This window comes from Streptomyces sp. NRRL S-1813, from assembly GCF_000719605.1.
Classification (GTDB): domain Bacteria; phylum Actinomycetota; class Actinomycetes; order Streptomycetales; family Streptomycetaceae; genus Streptomyces; species Streptomyces decoyicus.
Genome location: NZ_JOHB01000047.1, coordinates 1 through 17,978 on the forward strand (window position 1 = coordinate 1; position 17,978 = coordinate 17,978).

General features: G+C 71.5%; 15 protein-coding genes. 11 read left to right on the forward strand and 4 right to left on the reverse strand.

Annotation, left to right across the window (positions count from 1 at the left end; genetic code table 11):
- Positions 1 to 827: 827 nt before the first annotated feature.
- The 5 genes from IF67_RS0135860 to IF67_RS0135880 all read left to right on the forward strand — a co-directional run bounded on the left by IF67_RS0135860 (position 828) and on the right by IF67_RS0135880 (position 6,389).
- Positions 828 to 1,682, forward strand: a complete 855-nt coding sequence (locus IF67_RS0135860) for a response regulator transcription factor (protein WP_030992848.1) — start codon at positions 828 to 830, stop codon at positions 1,680 to 1,682.
- Between the two features lie 78 nt (positions 1,683 to 1,760).
- Positions 1,761 to 2,786 (forward strand): LacI family DNA-binding transcriptional regulator, encoded by a 1,026-nt coding sequence (locus IF67_RS0135865; RefSeq protein WP_030992850.1) that lies wholly within the window; start codon positions 1,761 to 1,763, stop codon positions 2,784 to 2,786.
- Positions 2,787 to 2,901: 115 nt separating this feature from the next.
- The gene (locus IF67_RS0135870; protein ID WP_030992851.1) at positions 2,902 to 4,008 is read left to right on the forward strand and encodes a S1C family serine protease; all 1,107 of its coding nucleotides are present in this window, start codon (positions 2,902 to 2,904) and stop codon (positions 4,006 to 4,008) included.
- Positions 4,009 to 4,167: 159 nt separating this feature from the next.
- A complete protein-coding gene (locus IF67_RS0135875; RefSeq protein ID WP_030992853.1) occupies positions 4,168 to 4,902 on the forward strand; it encodes a response regulator transcription factor in 735 nt (244 codons plus the stop codon).
- Positions 4,899 to 6,389 (forward strand): HAMP domain-containing sensor histidine kinase, encoded by a 1,491-nt coding sequence (locus tag IF67_RS0135880; protein ID WP_051818983.1) that lies wholly within the window; start codon positions 4,899 to 4,901, stop codon positions 6,387 to 6,389. The genes IF67_RS0135875 and IF67_RS0135880 overlap by 4 nt, the downstream gene beginning before the upstream one ends.
- Positions 6,390 to 6,445: 56 nt before the next feature.
- On the opposite strand, the gene IF67_RS0135885 is transcribed toward IF67_RS0135880, so the two are convergent.
- Positions 6,446 to 7,828 carry a DUF2993 domain-containing protein gene (locus tag IF67_RS0135885; RefSeq protein ID WP_030992857.1) on the reverse strand — a complete coding sequence of 461 codons (1,383 nt, stop codon included), beginning with the start codon at positions 7,826 to 7,828 and terminating at the stop codon, positions 6,446 to 6,448.
- Positions 7,829 to 8,136: 308 nt separating this feature from the next.
- Between IF67_RS0135885 and IF67_RS0135890 the strand changes: the two genes are divergently transcribed.
- Positions 8,137 to 8,994 carry an SDR family oxidoreductase gene (locus IF67_RS0135890; RefSeq protein ID WP_030992858.1) on the forward strand — a complete coding sequence of 286 codons (858 nt, stop codon included), beginning with the start codon at positions 8,137 to 8,139 and terminating at the stop codon, positions 8,992 to 8,994.
- Here IF67_RS0135890 and IF67_RS0135895 read toward each other — a convergent pair.
- Positions 8,930 to 9,547, reverse strand: coding sequence for a DUF3995 domain-containing protein (locus IF67_RS0135895; protein ID WP_158713213.1), 618 nt, complete (start codon positions 9,545 to 9,547; stop codon positions 8,930 to 8,932). The two genes, IF67_RS0135890 and IF67_RS0135895, sit on opposite strands and share 65 nt — an antisense overlap.
- 188 nt (positions 9,548 to 9,735) lie before the next feature.
- Between IF67_RS0135895 and IF67_RS0135900 the strand changes: the two genes are divergently transcribed.
- Both IF67_RS0135900 and IF67_RS0135905 read left to right on the forward strand, forming a co-directional pair.
- On the forward strand, positions 9,736 to 10,662 hold the full coding sequence (locus tag IF67_RS0135900; RefSeq protein WP_030992862.1) for an aminoglycoside phosphotransferase family protein: 927 nt from the start codon (positions 9,736 to 9,738) through the stop codon (positions 10,660 to 10,662).
- 324 nt (positions 10,663 to 10,986) lie between these two features.
- Entirely contained in the window at positions 10,987 to 11,520 is a 534-nt protein-coding gene (locus IF67_RS0135905; RefSeq protein WP_234341576.1) for a class I SAM-dependent methyltransferase, read from the forward strand.
- A gap of 131 nt (positions 11,521 to 11,651) precedes the next feature.
- Here the strand turns inward: IF67_RS0135905 and IF67_RS0135910 are convergent, their stop codons facing one another.
- Complete coding sequence (locus IF67_RS0135910) at positions 11,652 to 13,460, reverse strand: bifunctional metallophosphatase/5'-nucleotidase (RefSeq protein WP_051818985.1); 1,809 nt, start codon at positions 13,458 to 13,460, stop codon at positions 11,652 to 11,654.
- A gap of 154 nt (positions 13,461 to 13,614) precedes the next feature.
- Between IF67_RS0135910 and mshD the strand changes: the two genes are divergently transcribed.
- Positions 13,615 to 14,553, forward strand: coding sequence for a mycothiol synthase (gene mshD / locus IF67_RS0135915; protein WP_030992866.1), 939 nt, complete (start codon positions 13,615 to 13,617; stop codon positions 14,551 to 14,553).
- A gap of 88 nt (positions 14,554 to 14,641) precedes the next feature.
- On the opposite strand, the gene IF67_RS0135920 is transcribed toward mshD, so the two are convergent.
- Positions 14,642 to 15,289 carry a GNAT family N-acetyltransferase gene (locus IF67_RS0135920; protein WP_063754428.1) on the reverse strand — a complete coding sequence of 216 codons (648 nt, stop codon included), beginning with the start codon at positions 15,287 to 15,289 and terminating at the stop codon, positions 14,642 to 14,644.
- Between the two features lie 102 nt (positions 15,290 to 15,391).
- Here IF67_RS0135920 and IF67_RS0135925 point away from each other — a divergent pair, with 102 nt between their 5' ends.
- Together IF67_RS0135925 and IF67_RS0135930 are read left to right on the forward strand one after the other, a co-directional pair.
- On the forward strand, positions 15,392 to 16,483 hold the full coding sequence (locus IF67_RS0135925) for an ABC transporter ATP-binding protein (protein WP_078889848.1): 1,092 nt from the start codon (positions 15,392 to 15,394) through the stop codon (positions 16,481 to 16,483).
- Entirely contained in the window at positions 16,480 to 17,523 is a 1,044-nt protein-coding gene (locus IF67_RS0135930) for an ABC transporter permease (RefSeq protein ID WP_030992871.1), read from the forward strand. Before IF67_RS0135925 ends, IF67_RS0135930 begins: the two co-directional genes overlap by 4 nt.
- Positions 17,524 to 17,978: the final 455 nt, after the last annotated feature.

Genomic DNA, 17,978 nt, shown 5'->3' on the forward strand with positions numbered 1-17,978 from the left:
CTGCGCTCCGCCTTTGCTCTTTCTTGGAGCCTTCGGAAGCAAAGCCCACACACCAGGCCCCTCCGGCCCGTCCCCTCCCGTGAGTGGAGAAAGTAAAAGCGGATGGGGGCGGGCCCCCGGCGTGGCCGTTTCCATGTGATCCACAAGCAGCACCGGACCACCTACGAGCACCCCCACCAGCCTTCCCCCATCCCCCAACGGGAGGGGACGCGCCGCAGGACGAAGTCCGCAGGAGCGGCACCGCACCCGACAGCCCCGCGCAGCGACCCGGCCCGCCGCAGGCGCAACGGCGAGACACCACCACGGCGGGACAGCCAAAAGCGTGGGAAGACCACAACCGTCCGCATCGTGGGAAAGCGCGAAGGAAAATGCAGGGCTTTCCGGAGTGCCGCCGGAGCTGCCCGCGAGGGCGCTGCCGGAGGGGTGACCGGAGGGGACGTCGGCCGCTTCATATGGGGGCTTGCGAGGGGTGGGGGCCGGCCTCGGCCCCCACCCCGTCGGCGGTCAACATTGGCCCCGATGACCACTCGAAGTGATCGACGGAACACAAGAAGCTGCCGAATCGGCCTCGGGTCCGGGGAGCATCTGAGCTATTCTGCTGGGCATGAAGGATCCGGGCAGCGTTGCCCCCGGGTCCTTTTGTGCTTTCAGCCACGCGAGCCGCGGCTGTGAGGACCGTACGAAGCAGTGCCGCAGACTCCCCCGGCCGAGGCCGGGAGCCCCGTCGCAGGGACCGAGGAGGAACCAGACGTCATGGGCGAGCGAAGCAGGCAGGACCGCACGCAGCAGAGGATGGAACACCCCGAGAACCGGGTAGGTGGTCGGAAGTGAGTTCCCTTCTGCTGCTGACCAATGCACTCCAGCCGTCCACGGAGGTGCTCCCGGCGCTCGGCCTGCTGCTCCACAGTGTGCGGGTGGCTCCCGCCGAGGGCCCGGCCCTCATCGACACCCCGGGGGCCGACGTCATACTGATCGACGGCCGCCGCGACCTTCCGCACGTACGGTCGCTGTGCCAGCTGCTGCGGTCCACGGGCCCCGGCTGTCCGCTGGTCCTGGTCGTGACGGAGGGCGGACTCGCCGCCGTCACCGCGGACTGGGGCATCGACGACGTCCTGTTGGACACCGCGGGCCCCGCCGAGGTCGAGGCGCGGCTGCGGCTGGCGATGGGCCGCCAGCAGATCACGACCGACGACAGTCCGATGGAGATCCGCAACGGTGATCTCTCGGTGGACGAGGCGACCTACAGCGCGAAGCTCAAGGGGCGGGTCCTGGACCTGACCTTCAAGGAGTTCGAGCTGCTGAAGTACCTGGCGCAGCACCCGGGCCGGGTCTTCACCCGCGCCCAGCTCCTCCAGGAGGTGTGGGGCTATGACTACTTCGGCGGTACGCGGACGGTCGATGTGCACGTCCGCCGGCTGCGCGCCAAGCTCGGCCCCGAGCACGAGTCGCTGATCGGCACGGTCCGTAACGTCGGCTACCGCTTCGTGACACCGGAGAAGGTGGAGCGGGCGGCGGAGGCCAAGGCCAAGGAGGCCAAGGCGAAGGAGGACGCGGCGAAGGCGGCGCAGTCCTCCCCGGACGCGGCACCGGCCGAGCGCCGGGCGCCCGAGAGCGGTGACGGCTCCGGGAAGGCGGTCACCGGGGGCGTGGACCCGCACGGTGTACGGGCGGGCCGCAGGTAGCAGGGTGGTGCGGCAGGTCCGTGAACCCGCGGAGAACTGCCGCACACCCCCTTGCACCACCCGCGTAGACTGCCGCGCGTGGCCAAGGTGACGCGGGATGATGTGGCAAGACTGGCGGGTACATCCACCGCCGTTGTCAGTTACGTCATCAACAACGGACCCCGGCCGGTCGCCCCGGCCACGCGCGAGCGGGTGCTCGCCGCCATCAAGGAGCTCGGCTACCGGCCGGACCGTGTCGCCCAGGCGATGGCGTCCCGCCGTACCGACCTCATAGGCCTGATCGTGCCGGACACCCGGCAGCCGTTCTTCGCGGAGATGGCGCACGCCGTCGAACAGGCCGCCGCCGAGCGCGGAAAGATGGTCCTGGTCGGCAACGCCAACTATCTCGACGAGCGCGAGGTGCACTATCTGCGCGCGTTCCTCGGGATGCGGGTGTCCGGGCTGATCCTGATCAGCCAGGGGCCCAGTGAGCATGCCGCCGCCGAGATCGATGCCTGGGACGCGCGTGTGGTGCTGCTGCACCGGCGCCCGGACGCCATCGACGACGTCGCGGTGATGACGGACGACATCTGGGGCGCGCAGCTGGCGACGCGGCATCTGCTGGAGCACGGCCATCCCTATGTCGCCTTCCTCGGCGGCACGGAGGAGACCCCGAAGTCCGGTGACCCGGTCACCGACCACGTCGAGGGCTGGCGGCGGGCCATGCTGGAGTCCGGGAAGCCCACGGACGGGCGCTACTTCCAGGCGCCGTACAACCGCTACGACGCCTACCAGGTCGCGCTGAAGCTGCTGGCGGGGCCGGACCGGCCGCCGGCCATCATGTGCGCGACGGACGACCAGGCGATCGGGGTGCTGCGGGCCGCCCGCGAGCTGCGCATCGATGTGCCCGGCGAGCTGGCGGTCGCCGGCTTTGACGACGTGAAGGAAGCCGGGCTGACCGATCCGCCGCTGACCACGGTCGCCTCGGACCGCCAGGCGATGGCGCGGGCGGCGGTGGACCTGGTGCTGGACGACGGGCTGCGGGTGGTGGGCTCCCGGCGGGAGCGGCTGCGGCAGTTCCCGTCGCGGCTGGTGGTGCGGCGCTCCTGCGGCTGTGGCGGCTGAGGGAGCCGGGAAGTAACGCTGATCCGGAGGCCTTTATTCCGGGCATATTCGCTTCTGTCGGGTCTCTCAGGGCGCTCTCAGGCCGTTCTCATGCATCCGCGGCAGAGTCATCACCATGACCGAGAGCTACCGCCGAAGCGGCGATGAGTTGCCCCAGGACCGGCCGTACGCATACGGCAATGACTACGGCCACCCCTACGGCCACGAGGCGGGCGGGGCCGCGCAGAGCGCCCCGGGCGCCGGGGAGCGGGCGTTCCCGCCGCCTCCGCCCCCGTACGCCCCCGAGCCGCAGGCGCCCCGGGCGCGGCGCCGGGCCCGCCGGCCGGTCGCGCTGATCGCGGCGGTGGCACTCGCCTCCGGTCTCATCGGCGGGGGCAGCGCGGCACTGATCGCCGGCGCCACCACCCAGTCGGCGCAGAACGGCCCCTCCACCCCGCTCGTCAACGCGGGCAAGACCGGCGGCAGCGGCGTCTCGGGCGTGGCCAAGGCGGTCAGCCCGGCGATCGTGGAGATCAAGGCGCAGACCGGCAGCGGTGAGTCCACCGGCTCCGGTGTCGTCATCACCAGTGACGGCGAGATCGTCACCAACAACCATGTGGTGGCCGGCGCGAACACGGTGACCGTGACCTTCAGCGACGGCAGCCGGAAGACGGCCGAGGTCACCGGCACCGACCCCGGCAAGGACCTGGCGCTGATCAAGGTGCGCGGCGCCAAGGGCCTGACCGCGGCCTCGCTCGGCGACTCCGACAAGATCTCGGTCGGCGACCAGGTGGTGGCGATCGGCTCCCCCGAGGGCCTCACCGGGTCCGTGACCAGCGGCATCGTCTCCGCCCTCAACCGGGATGTCACCGTCCCCAAGGAGCAGGGACAGGGACAGGGGCAGGGGCAGGACGGGGGCCAGGGCGGGGGGCAGGGCGGCCGGGACGGCTGGCCGTTCGAGTTCGGCGGCAACGAGTACAACGGCGACACCGGCTCGTCGAAGACCTCGTACAAGGCCATCCAGACCGACGCCTCGCTCAACCCCGGCAACTCCGGCGGCGCCCTGATCAATATGCAGGGGCAGATCGTCGGCATCAACTCCGCGATGTACTCGCCGAGTTCGGCAACGAGCAGCACGGCCGGCAGCGTCGGCCTCGGCTTCGCCATCCCGGTCAACACCGTCAAGGCCGACCTCGACTCGCTGCGCGGCGGCGGGGACGGTGGCAGCAACAGCGGCGTCTGACCGCGCACCCGTCACCCCGTCACCCCGGCACGAGACGCTCCGGGACGGACCTGCCGGACGTCGTCCGGAGGGCCCCCGTCGCGTTACCCCTCTCGGAGCGCCCCGCGCCGTGCAAGGCTGAAGGCCAGCCGTTCCGTATCCCACCCGAGGTAGTCACGCATGAGCCCCGCCGAGCACGGTGACCATCCCGCCCGCATCCTGATCGTCGACGACGAGCCCGCGGTCCGTGAGGCCCTGCAACGTTCGCTGGTCTTCGAGGGGTACGGGACCGAGCAGGCGGTCGACGGTCTGGACGCGGTCGAGAAGGTCGCGTCCTACGACCCCGAACTGATCGTGCTGGACGTCCTGATGCCCCGGATGGACGGGCTGACCGCCGCCCGCAGGCTGCGGGCGAGCGGGGTGCGGGTGCCGATCCTGATGCTCACCGCCCGTGACACGGTCGGCGACCGTGTCACGGGTCTGGACGCCGGTGCCGACGACTACCTCGTCAAGCCCTTCGAGCTGGACGAACTGCTCGCCCGGATCCGTGCGCTGCTGCGCCGCAGCTCGTACGCGGCGGCCGGTGCGCCGCCCGAGGAGGGCGAGACGCTGAGCTTCGCCGATCTGCGGATGGACCTGGCGACCCGCGAGGTGACCCGGGGCAGCCGGCAGGTCGAGCTGACCCGTACGGAGTTCACCCTGCTGGAGATGTTCCTCGCCCATCCGCGGCAGGTCCTCACCCGTGAGCAGATCCTGAAGGCCGTATGGGGCTTCGACTTCGAGCCCACCTCCAACTCCCTCGATGTGTACGTGATGTATCTGCGCCGCAAGACGGAAGCGGGCGGTGAGCCGCGGCTGGTGCACACCGTGCGGGGGGTCGGCTACGTCCTGCGGGCGGACGGCGGTGCGGAATGAGCACGGGCGAGACCACGCGGCACGTCCGGCGGCCGGGCCCCATGGACCGCTTCCGGCAGCTGCCGCTGCGCTCGCGGCTGGCGATGCTCACGGCCGTGGCGGTCGCCATCGCGGTGGCCCTCTCGGCCGCCGCCTGCTGGCTGATCACCCGTGACCGGCTCACCGAGCAGCTGGATGTGCAGCTCAGCAGCGTCGAGGTGAACCCCAGCTACGTCCAGGCGCTCAGCGCCTACTGCGCCAACCCGGACGACGGGGTGCACTTCCAGCCGACGCCGTACACCATCCAGCTGGTGTCGGCGGGCGGCTATGTCTGCACCTCGCCGGAGAAGGCCTCCATCGCCGCGCAGCGCCCGGACACGGCGGTGGCCGAGGGGCGGCTGGAGAGCACGGTGCACACCACGAAGGCCGAGGACGGGGCCGAGATGCGGGTGTGGACCAAGCAGTACCGCGGCCCGCTCACCGACGCCCAGGGCAAACGGCTGGCCATCTCGGTGGCGGTGCCCATGAACCAGGTCTCCCAGCCGCTCGACCAGCTCGCGCTGGTGCTGCTGATCGTCGCCGGGGTCGGGGTGCTCGGCGCGGCGACGGCCGGCCTGTGGGTGGCCCGTGCGGGTCTGAAGCCCGTCGACCGCCTCACCGACGCCGTCGAACACGTCGCCCGCACCCAGGATCTCGCCATCCGCATTCCGGTCGACGGCGAGGACGAGATCGCCCGGCTCTCCCGCTCCTTCAACTCCATGACCGCGGCGCTGGCCGCCTCCCGTGATCTCCAGCAGCAGCTGATCGCGGATGCGGGCCATGAGCTGCGTACGCCGCTGACCTCGCTGCGTACCAATATCGATCTGCTGGTGCGCAGCGAGCAGTCCGGCCGGCCGATCCCGTCCGCCGACAAGGTGGCGCTGCTGGCGTCGGTGAAGGCGCAGATGGGGGAGCTGGCGGCGCTGATCGGCGATCTCCAGGTGCTGTCGCGGCCCTCGGAGCCGGGGCAGAGTGCCGTCGAGGTCGTGGCGCTGCACGAGATCGTCGGATCGGCGCTGGAGCGGGCCCGGCTGCGCGGCCCGTCGCTGACCATCGCGGCGGACCTCGCCCCCTGGTACGTACGGGCCGAGCCCGCCGCGCTGGAGCGGGCGGTGGTGAACCTGCTGGACAACGCGGTGAAGTTCAGCCCGCCCGGCGGCACCGTCGAGGTACGGCTGGCCGGCGGCGAGCTGACCGTGCGCGATCACGGTCCGGGTATTCCACAGGACGAACTGCCCCATGTCTTCGAGCGGTTCTGGCGCTCCCCGTCCGCCCGCAGCCTGCCGGGCAGTGGCCTGGGGCTGTCGATCGTGGCGCGTACGGCGGAGCAGGCGGGCGGCGCCGTGCGGCTGCGGTCCGCGGACGTCGGCGGTACGGAGGCGGTCCTGACGCTGCCGGGCGCCGCGACACCGCCGCCCGGGATGCCGGAGCCGCCGCGGCCCCAGGGACCGCCTCAGGGGCCGCAATAGCAGGAGCGGCGGCGTGCCCCACGCACGCCGCCGCTCCTGCGGCCCTGCGGTGTTCCCTACTTCTTCTTCGCGGCGTCCCCGAACGGGAGATTCGACCCCGAGAGGTCGGCGCGGATGCCGTCCCGCTCGACGGAGATATGCCGCAGCCGGACGTCCCCGGGTGCCTTGGGGAGCTGGAAGGACAGCGACAGCCGGTCCGCGAGCTGCGGCTTGGTGAGCCCGGTCAGGGCGCCGAGGATCTTCGGGTCGATACCGACCTTCTGAAGCATCCAGGGGTGGTCCGCCACCACGTCGACGAGGTTGACCTTCATCAGCTTCTGGATGAAGCGCGGCGACCCGGTCAGCTCGTGCAGCTTCTCCTCGTTGCGCAGCGCGTCCTGGATGTACGCCTTGGGGATGCCGATCCGGTCCGCGATCGCCGGGACGCCCAGCATCGCCTTGATCTTGGCGGCCTGGTGGCTGAGCTCGGCGGCGGTCTTGCGGGTCAGCCGCAGGCCCTCTTCCTTGCCGGTGCCGGGGCGGTAGACGGCGATATCGCCGATGTCCAGGCGCATCCGGCTGATGTCGGTGGAGATCCCGCGGTCACCGGCCCGCTGAATGCGCGCCTCGGCCCGTACCCGCAATTCATGGCCGGCGATCGGCAGTTGTCCGACCGCGCGGACCGCGTTGGGGCCCATTTCGCTGAATTTCACCTGCGAGGCGCCCAGCTCGCGATTCATGTCGTCGAAGGCGAGCAGCACGCTGCCGTGCATGGTGCCGATCGTGGCGCCCTTGATGGAGCTGGGCAGATCGCCGTCGATACGGACGTCGTTGGCGGTGGCCTCGAATTTCGCCAGGGAAACCCGGTCGGCGGCCAGGTCGGGAATCGTCACCTTCACCTGGTCGACGTGCTTGCCCATGACCTGGGTGAGGAAGGGGAATCCCGCGATGTCGACCTCGGGAGTGGCGTTCAGATGCAGGGCATCCTTCACCTTTTCCGCGGTCTTGTTCTGCGCGTAGAGCACCGCGAACCGGTCGAAGAGCGCGAGGAACGACGTCCCGACGAGGACGGCGACCAGCAGCTTCACGGTGATCGACATGGCGGCGAAACGGCTGATGCCGCGCTTCTTGCGGCGGTGGTTCGGCGGCTTCCAGGCCGGGCCGTCCGTGTCGTCGTCCGAGCGCAGGCCGAGGCCCAGCGGGTCGTCGCTGTCGTCGCGCTCGTTGAGGTAGGTGCGGCGGCGGGGAGCGCCGGCGGCGTCGAACGCGTCGGCTGCCGGGGCGGGTTCGGGCTCCGGCTCGGGGTCGGCGAGGGCTGCCAGGTCGGCGTAGGGATTGACCGTGTCGAGCTTTCTGGTGTCGCCCGTGGGGTCGTTCGCGGCGCCCGTCGCGGCGTCGGCGGAGTGGTGCCGGGTGGCGGGCGAGGGCGGCGGCGAAGATATGCGTGTGGGGGTTCGCATCCGTACATCCCACCACGGGCGGGACCCTTGAATGCAAGTTGTACTGGTGGTAAGTCGGATACGCGAAGCTTGTCCCGCCGGACTTGATAAAAAATTGCCGCGCTTGTGGGGTGACCTGAACTACCGTCACACCTCTTGGTGACCTGAGCGGCCGTGCGCACCTTGTTGGGGTCTGTTGATATCTGTCCGCGCTCCCGCCTTATTTACCGCACTTACTCGTTTCCTTCCACTCATTCCACTCATTCCGCTCACTCGACCGACAAACGGAAGACGGTAGTCATCCCATGACGTCTCACGAAGGCAGTTCCATGATCGTGGTAACCGGCGCAACGGGCAATATCGGCCGCAGTCTTGTCGGCCGGCTCCTCGCGGAAGGCGCCGCGGTACGCGCGCTGACCCGCGATCCGGCGCGCGCGGGCCTGCCGGCCGAGGCCGAGACGGTCCGCGCCGACCTCACCGGCACGGACGACCCCGGACCGCTGCTGGCCGGCGCGGAGGCGCTGTTCCTCAACCTCGCGGCCGGCGGCGACCGGGCCGCGGCCGCGCTGCTCGGCGCCGCCGTCAAGGCCGGGGTGCGCCGGGTCGTCCTCAACTCCTCGATGGCCGTGACCGATACCCCGGCCGACGAGGACAACTTCATCGCCCGGCTGCACGCCGGACTGGAGCGCGCGGTGCGCGACTCCGGCCTGGAGTGGACCTTCGTCCGCGGCGGCAACTACGCCACCAACGCCCTTGGCTGGGCCCCGTCGATCCGTGCGTCGGGTGTGGTGCGCGAGGCGCACCCGGACGCCCAAGGGGTCCCCGTCCATGAGGCCGACCTCGCCGATGTCGCGGCCGTCGCCCTGCTCGACCGCAGCGGCGCGCATCTGGGCAAGGCGTATGTCGTCACCGGTCCGGAGCGGATGACCGTTGCGCAGCAGGTCGCCGAGATCGGGCGGGCGACCGGGCGCGAGACCCGGGTCGAGCGGATCTCCGAGGAGGAAGCGGCCGAGGCGATGACCGGGCGGCATCTGACCAAGGAGGCCGCGCTGGAACTCGTCCGGATGTTCGGCCGGACGGTCGACGCGCCGCCCTTCCCCGTCTCGGACGCCGTCGAGCGGGTCACCGGCCGGCCGGGCCGGACGTTCGCCCGCTGGGCACAGGACCACGCCGCCGACTTCTCCTGAACGGGCCGGCCGCCGGCGCCCCGGCGGCCCGCAGGCTCCTTTGATGGAGCACGGCCAGCGGCAGCAGCACCACCGCGCCCACGAAGAAATACGCATTGATCGCCATGCCCGTCCAGAACTCCCCGGACGAGGGGTCGGCCGGCCGCTCCGCCAGCCCCAGCAGGCCGTACGGGGTGAGCCCGGTGACCATGGTGAGGTTTTCCACGAGGCCCGGCACTCCGCGTACCACGAGCAGGACCGCCCCGAACCAGAGTGGGAGGGCCACCGCCCACGGGGGGAGGCGGCGGCCCCACGGCCGGACGGTCGCCAGTGAGAGGACCGCGCCGACCGCGGACATCGCGGTGATCAGCCCGTCGTACGCGAGGAATCCCCACACGGGGACGCTGTCCTGCCCGCCCATCGCCGACCGGTAGTCGATGCCCATCCACAGATGCCATACGAACGAGGCGGTCAGCCAGCCGAAGGCCGCATACGCCCAGAACGCCGTCCGCCGGCGCAGGTGCCGCGCCGTAGCCGCAGGTGCCACCGGAGCCTTGCTCCGCAGAGAAGTCATGTCCCGCACGCTACGAGCGCCGCGGTCGAGCGGCGTCCTCCTCCGGGTGCGGTTCCTTCCCCCGTACGGCGGATCCCCAACTCGCCCTGGAGGGAACCCTGATGCCCCCGTGTCGCGCCGCAGAGCCCTCTGCCGTCGCGCCGGAAAAGCCTTTGCCGCCTCCCCGCTCACCGCCTTACCGTCCGCGCATGCTGCCTCGCGTGGACACGGACGAAGAATGGGACGCGATCGTCCCCGACGAAGCGGTGATGCGGCCCGGCGCCGCCGCTCTGTGCGCCCGGCTCGGCGTCCGCGCGGGCCCCCTTTCCCGCTTCCCCACGGGCTCCCAGCCCGTCTACGCCGTCGGGGACCGCTACGTCCTCAAGCTCTTCCCCGCTGCCGCTGCCGACGACGGGATCGCCGAGGCGCGGGTGCTCGCCCACCTCCAGGGGCGCCTCCCCGTCCCCACCCCCTATGTCCACGACGCCGGCGGGTGCGAGAACGGCTGGCGCTATGTGCTGATGTCCCGGCTGCGCGGCACGGACCTGGCCGTCGCCTGGCCCCGTATCCCCGCGGCCGACCGGGACCGGATCGCCACCGAGGCCGGTGAGACCCTGGCCGCCCTGCACGCCCTGGACCCGGCACCGCTCGCCGATGTGCTCGGCCCCGGCGACTGGGGAGCCTTCACCGACCGGCAGCGCGGCACGGCGGCCGGCCGGCAGCGCGCCCATGACCTGCCCGAGCCCTGGCTGGAACAGATCCCGGGCTTCCTCGCGTCGGTGGCGCTGCCCGCCGGGCCGCCCGGCGTCCTGCTGCACACCGAGTTCATGCGGCAGCATCTGACCGTCGACCCCTCGGACGACTGGCGGCTGACAGGACTCCTCGACTTCGAACCGGCCATGATCGGGCCTCGCGCCTATGACTTCGTCGCCGTCGGCCTCTTCGTCTCCCGGGGCGACCCCCGTCTGCTGTCGCGCATCTTCCGCGCCTACGGGGAGTCCTTCACCCCCGGCGAACTCCTCGCCCACACCCTGCTGCACGTCTACAGCAATCTGCCCTGGTACCTCCGCGAACTGCCCGCCCCGCCCGAGCCGACCCTGGAGTCCCTCGCGGAGACGTGGTTCGGGGCGAGCTGAGGGCGGTGCGGCGGCGGGCCGGTCAGCGACAACCGGCCCTGACCTGCCCGCCGGCGCCTTTCTGCACTTGCTGACCCGTCCCGGATGCCGCCGTTCTCTTGCGCCGGCTGGGGCGGGAGTTCGGGTGAGTCGTTGTCCGGCCTGTACCAGCGGCTTCGCGCCCCGGCACGCACGGACTGCCCTATGGCCGTGATCCACCAGGGCGGGGCTGGAGGCCCCGGGTTCGGACGCAATCCGTGTGCACACGGATGGTGTTACTGGGGAGTGCCCGCAAGGGGTTGCCGGTGAGCACGACACGATGTCGCGCTCGGTATCCTCGCCGGAGTGCCGCGTCCAGTGGCTGTTGCGGATGCCGCGCAGCTCCCCTTGGCATCGACAAGCGTCGACGGCGCGCTCACCCTTCACATGCTTTACCACGTCGAGGACATTCCCACGGCGATCAAGGAACTCGCCCGGGTCGTCAAGCCGGGCGGAGTCGTGATCGCGTCCACCAACAGCGCTCGCGACAAAGCAGAGCTCGACCGTCTGTGGGAGCGCGCTGCGGGCGACGTGCTCGGTGTAGTCAAGGGGCCGGCCAGGATTTCCCTCAGTGCCCGCTTCTCCCTGGAGCGGGCATCCGGCCTGCTCGGCGCGGCGTTCGACAACGTGGAAACGATCGCGCTACCGGGGACCATCGCCGTGCGCAGTCCGGAACCCGTCATCGCGCACATGAAGTCGTACCGCGCGTGGGCCGACCAACACGCGGTCCCGTTCGAGGAAACGGTCGAGCGGGCGCGGGAGATCGTGTCCGAGCACATTGAGAGGAACGGCGCGTTCGAGATCGGGTGTCTTGGCGGAATGCTTGTCGGCACTCGGTGAGCCGCCCCACCGACGAAGACGTCCCCGCTCCGGCGCATGGCCGGAGCGGGGACGCGGTGTTCGAGGGAGCCGAAGCGGTGCCCGGCGCCGTCGGGAGGTCCTGAGTGGAGGTCCTGAGCGGGTGTTGCTGCCTACTTCACGACCGTGATGCGGTCCGCCTTCGGCGGGGTGAGGGGCTTGTCCGCCGAGGAGTGTGCCGTCAGGTAGGCGGTGAAGGCGTCCAGGTCGGAGGGGCCGACGTACTTGTTCTTGCCGTCCTTGAAGGCGGCGAAGCCGTCACCGCCGCCGGCCAGGAACTCGTTCATCGCGACGCGGTAGGTCTTGGCCGGGTCGAGGGCGGCCCCGTCCAGCTTCACCGAGTCCTTGACGACGCGCGCGGCGCCCGACTTGGTCATGTCGAGGGTGTAGGTCAGACCCTCGGAGACCTGGAGGATCTTCGGGGAGGCCTCGTTGGGGCCGCTGACCTGCTGCTGGAGCCCGGCCAGCAGCTGGGCGCCGGTGAGGTCGACGACGTTCAGCATGTTGGTGAAGGGCTGGACGGTGAACGCCTCGCCGTAGGTCACCACCCCGTCGCCCTCCGAGCCGGACGCCTTGAAGGCGAGGTCGGAGCGCACCCCGCCGGGGTTCATCAGGGCGAGCTGGGCGCCGCCCTTGCCGTCCGCCTCGGTGGCCTCCAGCTGGGCGTCGGAGATGACGTCGCCGAGCGGTGACTCGGGGGCGTTGGCGCCGCGGCCCGCGATGTCGGCGGAGATGTGGCCGACGGGGCGGCCCGCGACCGGTGCGGCCAGCTTGTTCCAGCGGGTGATCAGCGACGTCATGTCCGCGGCCTTGGGCTGGGTGCGGTCGACGACGTGGTTGGCCGCATGGGGCGCCTTGACCGTGGTCCGCACGATGTCGTGGGTGCGACGGTCGTAGGTCAGCGTGGTGTCGGTGTAGAGCTTGCCGTAGGACGCGGCGGAGGTGACGGTGCGCGGCCTGCCGGACGGGTCCGGGATGGTGCAGCTGTAGGCCTGGTGGGTGTGGCCGGTGACCAGCGCGTCGACCTTCGGCGTGACGTGCTTGGCGATGTCGGTGATCGGCCCGGAGATGCCGTCGCCGGGGCCGGGGCTGTCGCACTTGTAGTTGTACGAGGTGGAGGCGGGCAGGCCGCCTTCGTGGATGAGGGCGACGATCGACTTCACGCCCTGCTTGTTCAGCACCTTGGCGTACTTGTTGATCGTCTCGACCTCGTCGTGGAACTTCAGGCCCTTGACGCCGTCGGCGTTGACGATGTCCGGGGTGCCCTCCAGCGTCACCCCGATGAAGCCGATCTTGACGCCCTTGTGCTTCCAGACGGTGTACGGCTTGAGCAGCGGCTTGCCGGACTTCTCGTCCGTGACATTGGCGGTCAGGTACGGGAAGCCCGCGCCCCGGAACTTTTTGCCCTTCTCGTAGCAGCCGTCCTTCGGGTGACAGCCGCCCTTCTGAAGGCGGGTCAATTCGGCCCGGCCCTCGTCGAATTCGTGGTTGCCGACGGAGGTGACGTCCAGGCCCAGCTTGTTCATCGCCTCGATGGTCGGCTCGTCGTGGAACAGGCCGGAGAGCAGGGGGCTGGCGCCGACCAGGTCGCCGGCCGCGGCGGTGACCGAGTAGGGGTGGCCCTTACGGGCCGTGCGCAGGGACTGTGCGAGGTACTCGGCACCGCCCGCCGGCACGCTCTTCTTGCTGCCGTCCGGCTGGATCTCCTCGACCGTGCCGGAGGAGCCCTGCGGCGGTTCGAGATTGCCGTGGAAGTCGTTGAAGGAGAGCAGCTGCACATCGACGGTGCGGCCGGCGCGGGCGGCGTGGCCGGTGTCGGCACCGGCCGGCAGGGCGGTGGCGGTGAGCCCGGCGGCGGCCAGTACGGCGGCGCCGATCGTCAATCTTCGTACGGTGCGGCGCCGTTGCGGTGTCGCTGGCATGTGTTCCCCTCCTGGATGGTCCTGAGCGGACGGCAGCTTATTGTCGACGCGCGTAGCGCAACAGGGGTCTCCGGGTTACGAGCCGGTTGCCGGGAGGACGAGGAGCCGCGGGTGGTGCCCCGCCGGGAACCCGGCAGGGTCGTACGCTTCACACATGACTGACGCTGCACAGGAGATGGGCCGGGCCGGCCGCAGGATCCAGGTGGTCGACGAGCTCGCGCCGGAAGAGGCCGGAGCCGTCCTCGATCTGATCGAGCAGGCCGCGCGTACGGACGGGCAGCCCGCCGTGTCCGAGCAGGGGCGGCTTCAGCTGCGCGGAGGCGTACGCGCGGGCGTGCGCCATGTGCTGGTGTACTCGCACGGCGACGAGGCCGAGGGGCTGGTCGCCTACGGGCAACTGGAGGACACCGACCCGGTGGAGGCACCGGCCGCCGAGCTGGTGGTGCACCCGGGGCACCGCGGCCGCGGGCACGGCCGGGCGCTGGGCAGCGAGCTGCTGGAGCAGTCCGGGCGCCGGCTGCGGGTCTGGGCGCACGGCGGGCATCCGGCCGCCCGGCACCTCGCCCAGACCCTGGGGCTGACGATGTTCCGGGAGCTGCGGCAGATGCGGCGCTCGCTGACGGACCTGGAGCTGCCGGAGCCGGTGCTGCCCGAGGGGGTGTCCGTACGGACCTTCCAGCCCGGCACCGATGACGCGGCCTGGCTGGAGGTGAACGCGGAGGCCTTCGCACACCACCCGGAGCAGGGTTCGCTGATCCAGCGCGATCTGGACGACCGCAAGGCCGAGGGGTGGTTCGACCCGAAGGGCTTCTTCCTGGCGGAGAAGGACGGGCGGCTGGTCGGCTTCCACTGGACCAAGGTGCACGCCGACGACGGCCTCGGTGAGGTCTATGTGCTCGGGGTGCGCCCCGGCGCCCAGGGCGGCGGTCTGGGCAAGGCGCTGACGTCGGTCGGACTGCGGCATCTGGCCGGTCAGGGGCTGCCGACGGCGATGCTGTACGTCGACGCGGACAACGCGGCGGCGGTGAGCGTGTACGAGCGGATGGGGTTCGCCACGCACGAGACGGATCTGATGTACCGCTCGGAGACGTGAGACGGATCTGATGTACCGCTCGGAGACCTGAGCGGGACGGAGGACGAGCGCCGCCGCGGGGCGGGCCCACGAGGGCCCGCCCCGTTCGTCATTGCTGCCGGGCGCGCTCGTCCGGCTGTTGCCGCCGCTCCTCCTGCTCCTCCTGCTGCGCCCGCCACTCGCGCGCCAGCATCGCGTAGACGACCTCGTCGCTCCACTCCCCGTCGAGGAACTCGTTCTCCCGCAGATGGCCCTCCCGGCGCATCCCCAGCCGTTCGAGCACCCGGGCCGAGGCGGTGTTGCGCCCGTCCAACTCGGCCTGGATGCGGTGGAGGTGCAGCTCCTCGAAGCCCAGTTTCAGCAGCGCCCGGCTCGCCTCGGTGGCGTAGCCGTGACCGGCGTGGTCCGGGTGGAAGACGTAGCCGATGCCGCCCTGGCGGTGTGCCCGGCTCTTCCAGACGAGGGTGACGTCGCCGACCAGGGTGCCGCTCTCGCGGACGACGACGGCGAGCTGGAGGACGTCGCCGGACTCGCGCAGCGTGGTGCGGGTGGTCTTGGCGTCGACGGAGGCCCGCGAACCGGCCTCGTCGAAGGGGCCCCAGTAGAGGTAGCGGCAGACCTCGGGGCGGCGCTGGTAGGCGTGGATCGCGGCGAAGTCGTCGTGGAGGACGGGGCGCAGATCCAGGCGCTCGGTGCGTACCGGGTAGCCGGGGGTGTACGGCAGCGGCGGCGTCACGGGTGCGGAAGAAGGGGGCACACCGGAAGCGTATGCAGCGGAGGTTGACAGGTGCAGCCCATTTCCCCCACCCTTTCACTACTTAATTAGTGGAATGGCTTAGGGGGACGGGTGATGCGGCCGATGGCCACGGAAGAGGTGACCGGCCGGGCCTCGGGGCGCACCGCCATCGAGGCGATCGGCCTCGGCAGGCGCTACCGCCGCCGCTGGGCGCTGCGCGACTGCACCTTCCGGCTGCCGGCCGGCCGTATCTGTGCACTGGTCGGGCCCGGCGGCGCCGGGAAGAGCACCCTGTTCTCGCTGGCTTCCGGCCTGGTCCGCCCCAGCGAGGGGACCGTACGGGTCGGCGGCGCGGCCCCGGACACCGCCGCGGGCCGCGCCCGGGTCGCCCACCTCACCCAGGGCAAGCCGCTCTACCCCCGGCTGACGGTGGCCGAGACGCTGCGGCTGGGCCGCGAGCTCAACCCCGGCCGCTGGGACGGGCGGTGCGCCGAGCGCGTCGTCCAGGAGGGCCGGATGCCCCTCGACGCCCGGGTCGGCGCTCTCTCCGGCGGGCAGCGGACCCTCCTCGGGCTCGCCCTCGCCTTCGCCAGGAGCCCCGAACTCCTGCTGCTGGACGAGCCGCTGGCCGGCCTCGATCCGCTCGTACGGCACCGGGTCACCGCACTGCTGCTGGCCCGGGCCGCCGAGCACGGCACCACCGTCGTGCTGTCCTCGGACCTGCTCGCCGAGCTCGACGGGGTCTGTGACTATCTGCTGGTGCTGGGCGGCGGCCGGATGCGGCTCGCGGGCGAGATCGACGACGTCATCGGGGCGCATGCCCTGGTGCTGGGGGCGCACCGGGACGGGGCGCTGCCGCCCGCGGTCGCGGCGCACACGGTCATCGACACACAGACGTCAGGGCGCCACTTCACCGCCGTCGTACGGCGCAAGGGTGCGGTCGCCGCCGGGCCCTGGGAGACCGTGGAACCGTCCCTGGAGGAACTTCTGCTCGCTTATCTGCGCGCGCCCGACGCGCCCGCACTGATAGCGCCGAGCGCGGAGCCGGTCGCGGCGCGGTGGCGCCGCCGGCCGGGCAACAAGCCGGGGATTCCCGGTATGCCGCGCAACGGACCGCCCGGCCCCACAGGCCGTACGGGCGGCTGGAAAGGCCCGCCGGGCGGCGCGGCGGGCACACGGTACGACCACCACAGCGGCAAGGGAGCGGCAGCATGACCACCACGGCACACCCCGGCACGAACGGGCGCGGCACAACGGGCGGTCCGGGCGGCACCCGCCAGGCGGACGGCCGTGGGCCGCTGGGCGGGCTCGTGTGGCTCGTGTGGCGCCAGCACCGCCTGGTCTTCGGCGTGCTGCTGGCCGCGGCGGTCGCCGGCGCGGTCTTCTGCGCGGTGCTGCGCGGCCAGATGGCCGGGTTCATCGACTCCCACCACATCGCCGGCTGTTCGCAGATCTCCCTCGTCCCGCGCTGTGCCGACGCCCAGGAGGCGGTCACCGAGTTCCGCAACACCTACGGCTCGCCCCTGCGGCTCGTCGAAGTGGGCCTGGTGCTGCTGCCCGCACTGATCGGGCTGTTCCTCGGCGCCCCGCTGATCGCCCGGGAGCTGGAGGCCGGCACCGACAAGCTCGTACTGACCCAGTCGGTCGGCCCGCTGCGCTGGCTGGCGGCGAAGACCGGTCTGCCCGCGCTGATCGTCCTCACCGCCACCACGGGGCTGTCGCTGGTCTTCAGCTGGCTCTGGCAGGTCGCCGGTGACGAGGTCTCCGGCTTCTACTGGTACTCGGCCCTCGGCTTCCAGTCGCTCGGCCCGGTGCCCGTCGCCTACTCCCTGCTGGCCCTGGCGGTCGGCGTACTGGCCGGTCTGCTGCTGCGCCGTACGGTGCTGTCGATGGGCGTCACGCTCGCCGCCGTGGTGGTGGTGCAGGTTGCGCTGGCCCAGCTCAGGCCGTACCTGCTGCCGGCCGTGACGGCCGAGTTCCCGAACAGCCGGCCGGCCCAGCTGCCGGACGACGCGTGGATGGTGGGCCAGGGCAACTACACCCGGTCCGGCGCCCGGCTGTCCGACGCCCCGTGCGATCCCGCCCCCAGCTACGAGGCCTGTCTGCGGCAGCACGATGTGGCCGGCCAGTACATGGAGCACCACCCCGTGTCGCAGCACTGGCCGCTGGCGTGGATCGAAGCCGGGATCGTGCTGGCGGTGGCGGCGGTGCTGACGGTGATCGCCTTCCGGGTGATGCGGCGCCGGCACGGCTGAAACGGGCGGCCCGGCTGAAACGGAACGGGCGGCCCGGCCGAAAAACGGGCGGCCCGGGTCCGGCCGGCGGCCGGCCCCGGGCGCAAAGACGGGAAACGGGGGATGCCGCGGCGGCCCCCGCATGCCTCCCGGGATGCGGGGCCACGGCGCTCCGCATCCCGGGAGGCACCATGCGTGTGACAAAGGCTGCCCCGGGGGAAGCACAGGGGGACGCACCCCGGCGGCGGCACCGGATACCGGGCCCCGGACCGCACCGCCCCAGGAGCCCTCCCGGCCCCGGGCACGGCCACCGGCCCCCGGCAACAGCCTCCGGCTGCCCCGGAAAACGCCTGGGAGTAGCACCCCGCTTGCCTGGCCGCCATATCCGCTTCACCGGCGATTCAACGTCGCTTGCGAGCATCGGTGAATGCAGCCCGCTGTGCCGAACGTCCCCCACCCGAGGCTCCATCTCGCGC

What these genes read in the sequence shown, in the direction of transcription:
- IF67_RS0135885 (WP_030992857.1), bottom strand. Translation starts at nt 7,828, where the DNA reads ATGCGAACCCCCACACGCATATCTTCGCCGCCGCCCTCGCCCGCCACC.
- IF67_RS0135900 (WP_030992862.1), top strand. Translation starts at nt 9,736, where the DNA reads ATGCTGCCTCGCGTGGACACGGACGAAGAATGGGACGCGATCGTCCCC.
- IF67_RS0135875 (WP_030992853.1), top strand. Translation starts at nt 4,168, where the DNA reads ATGAGCCCCGCCGAGCACGGTGACCATCCCGCCCGCATCCTGATCGTC.
- IF67_RS0135910 (WP_051818985.1), bottom strand. Translation starts at nt 13,460, where the DNA reads ATGCCAGCGACACCGCAACGGCGCCGCACCGTACGAAGATTGACGATC.
- IF67_RS0135880 (WP_051818983.1), top strand. Translation starts at nt 4,899, where the DNA reads ATGAGCACGGGCGAGACCACGCGGCACGTCCGGCGGCCGGGCCCCATG.
- IF67_RS0135890 (WP_030992858.1), top strand. Translation starts at nt 8,137, where the DNA reads ATGATCGTGGTAACCGGCGCAACGGGCAATATCGGCCGCAGTCTTGTC.
- mshD (WP_030992866.1), top strand. Translation starts at nt 13,615, where the DNA reads ATGACTGACGCTGCACAGGAGATGGGCCGGGCCGGCCGCAGGATCCAG.
- IF67_RS0135870 (WP_030992851.1), top strand. Translation starts at nt 2,902, where the DNA reads ATGACCGAGAGCTACCGCCGAAGCGGCGATGAGTTGCCCCAGGACCGG.
- IF67_RS0135895 (WP_158713213.1), bottom strand. Translation starts at nt 9,547, where the DNA reads ATGACTTCTCTGCGGAGCAAGGCTCCGGTGGCACCTGCGGCTACGGCG.
- IF67_RS0135930 (WP_030992871.1), top strand. Translation starts at nt 16,480, where the DNA reads ATGACCACCACGGCACACCCCGGCACGAACGGGCGCGGCACAACGGGC.
- IF67_RS0135925 (WP_078889848.1), top strand. Translation starts at nt 15,392, where the DNA reads ATGGCCACGGAAGAGGTGACCGGCCGGGCCTCGGGGCGCACCGCCATC.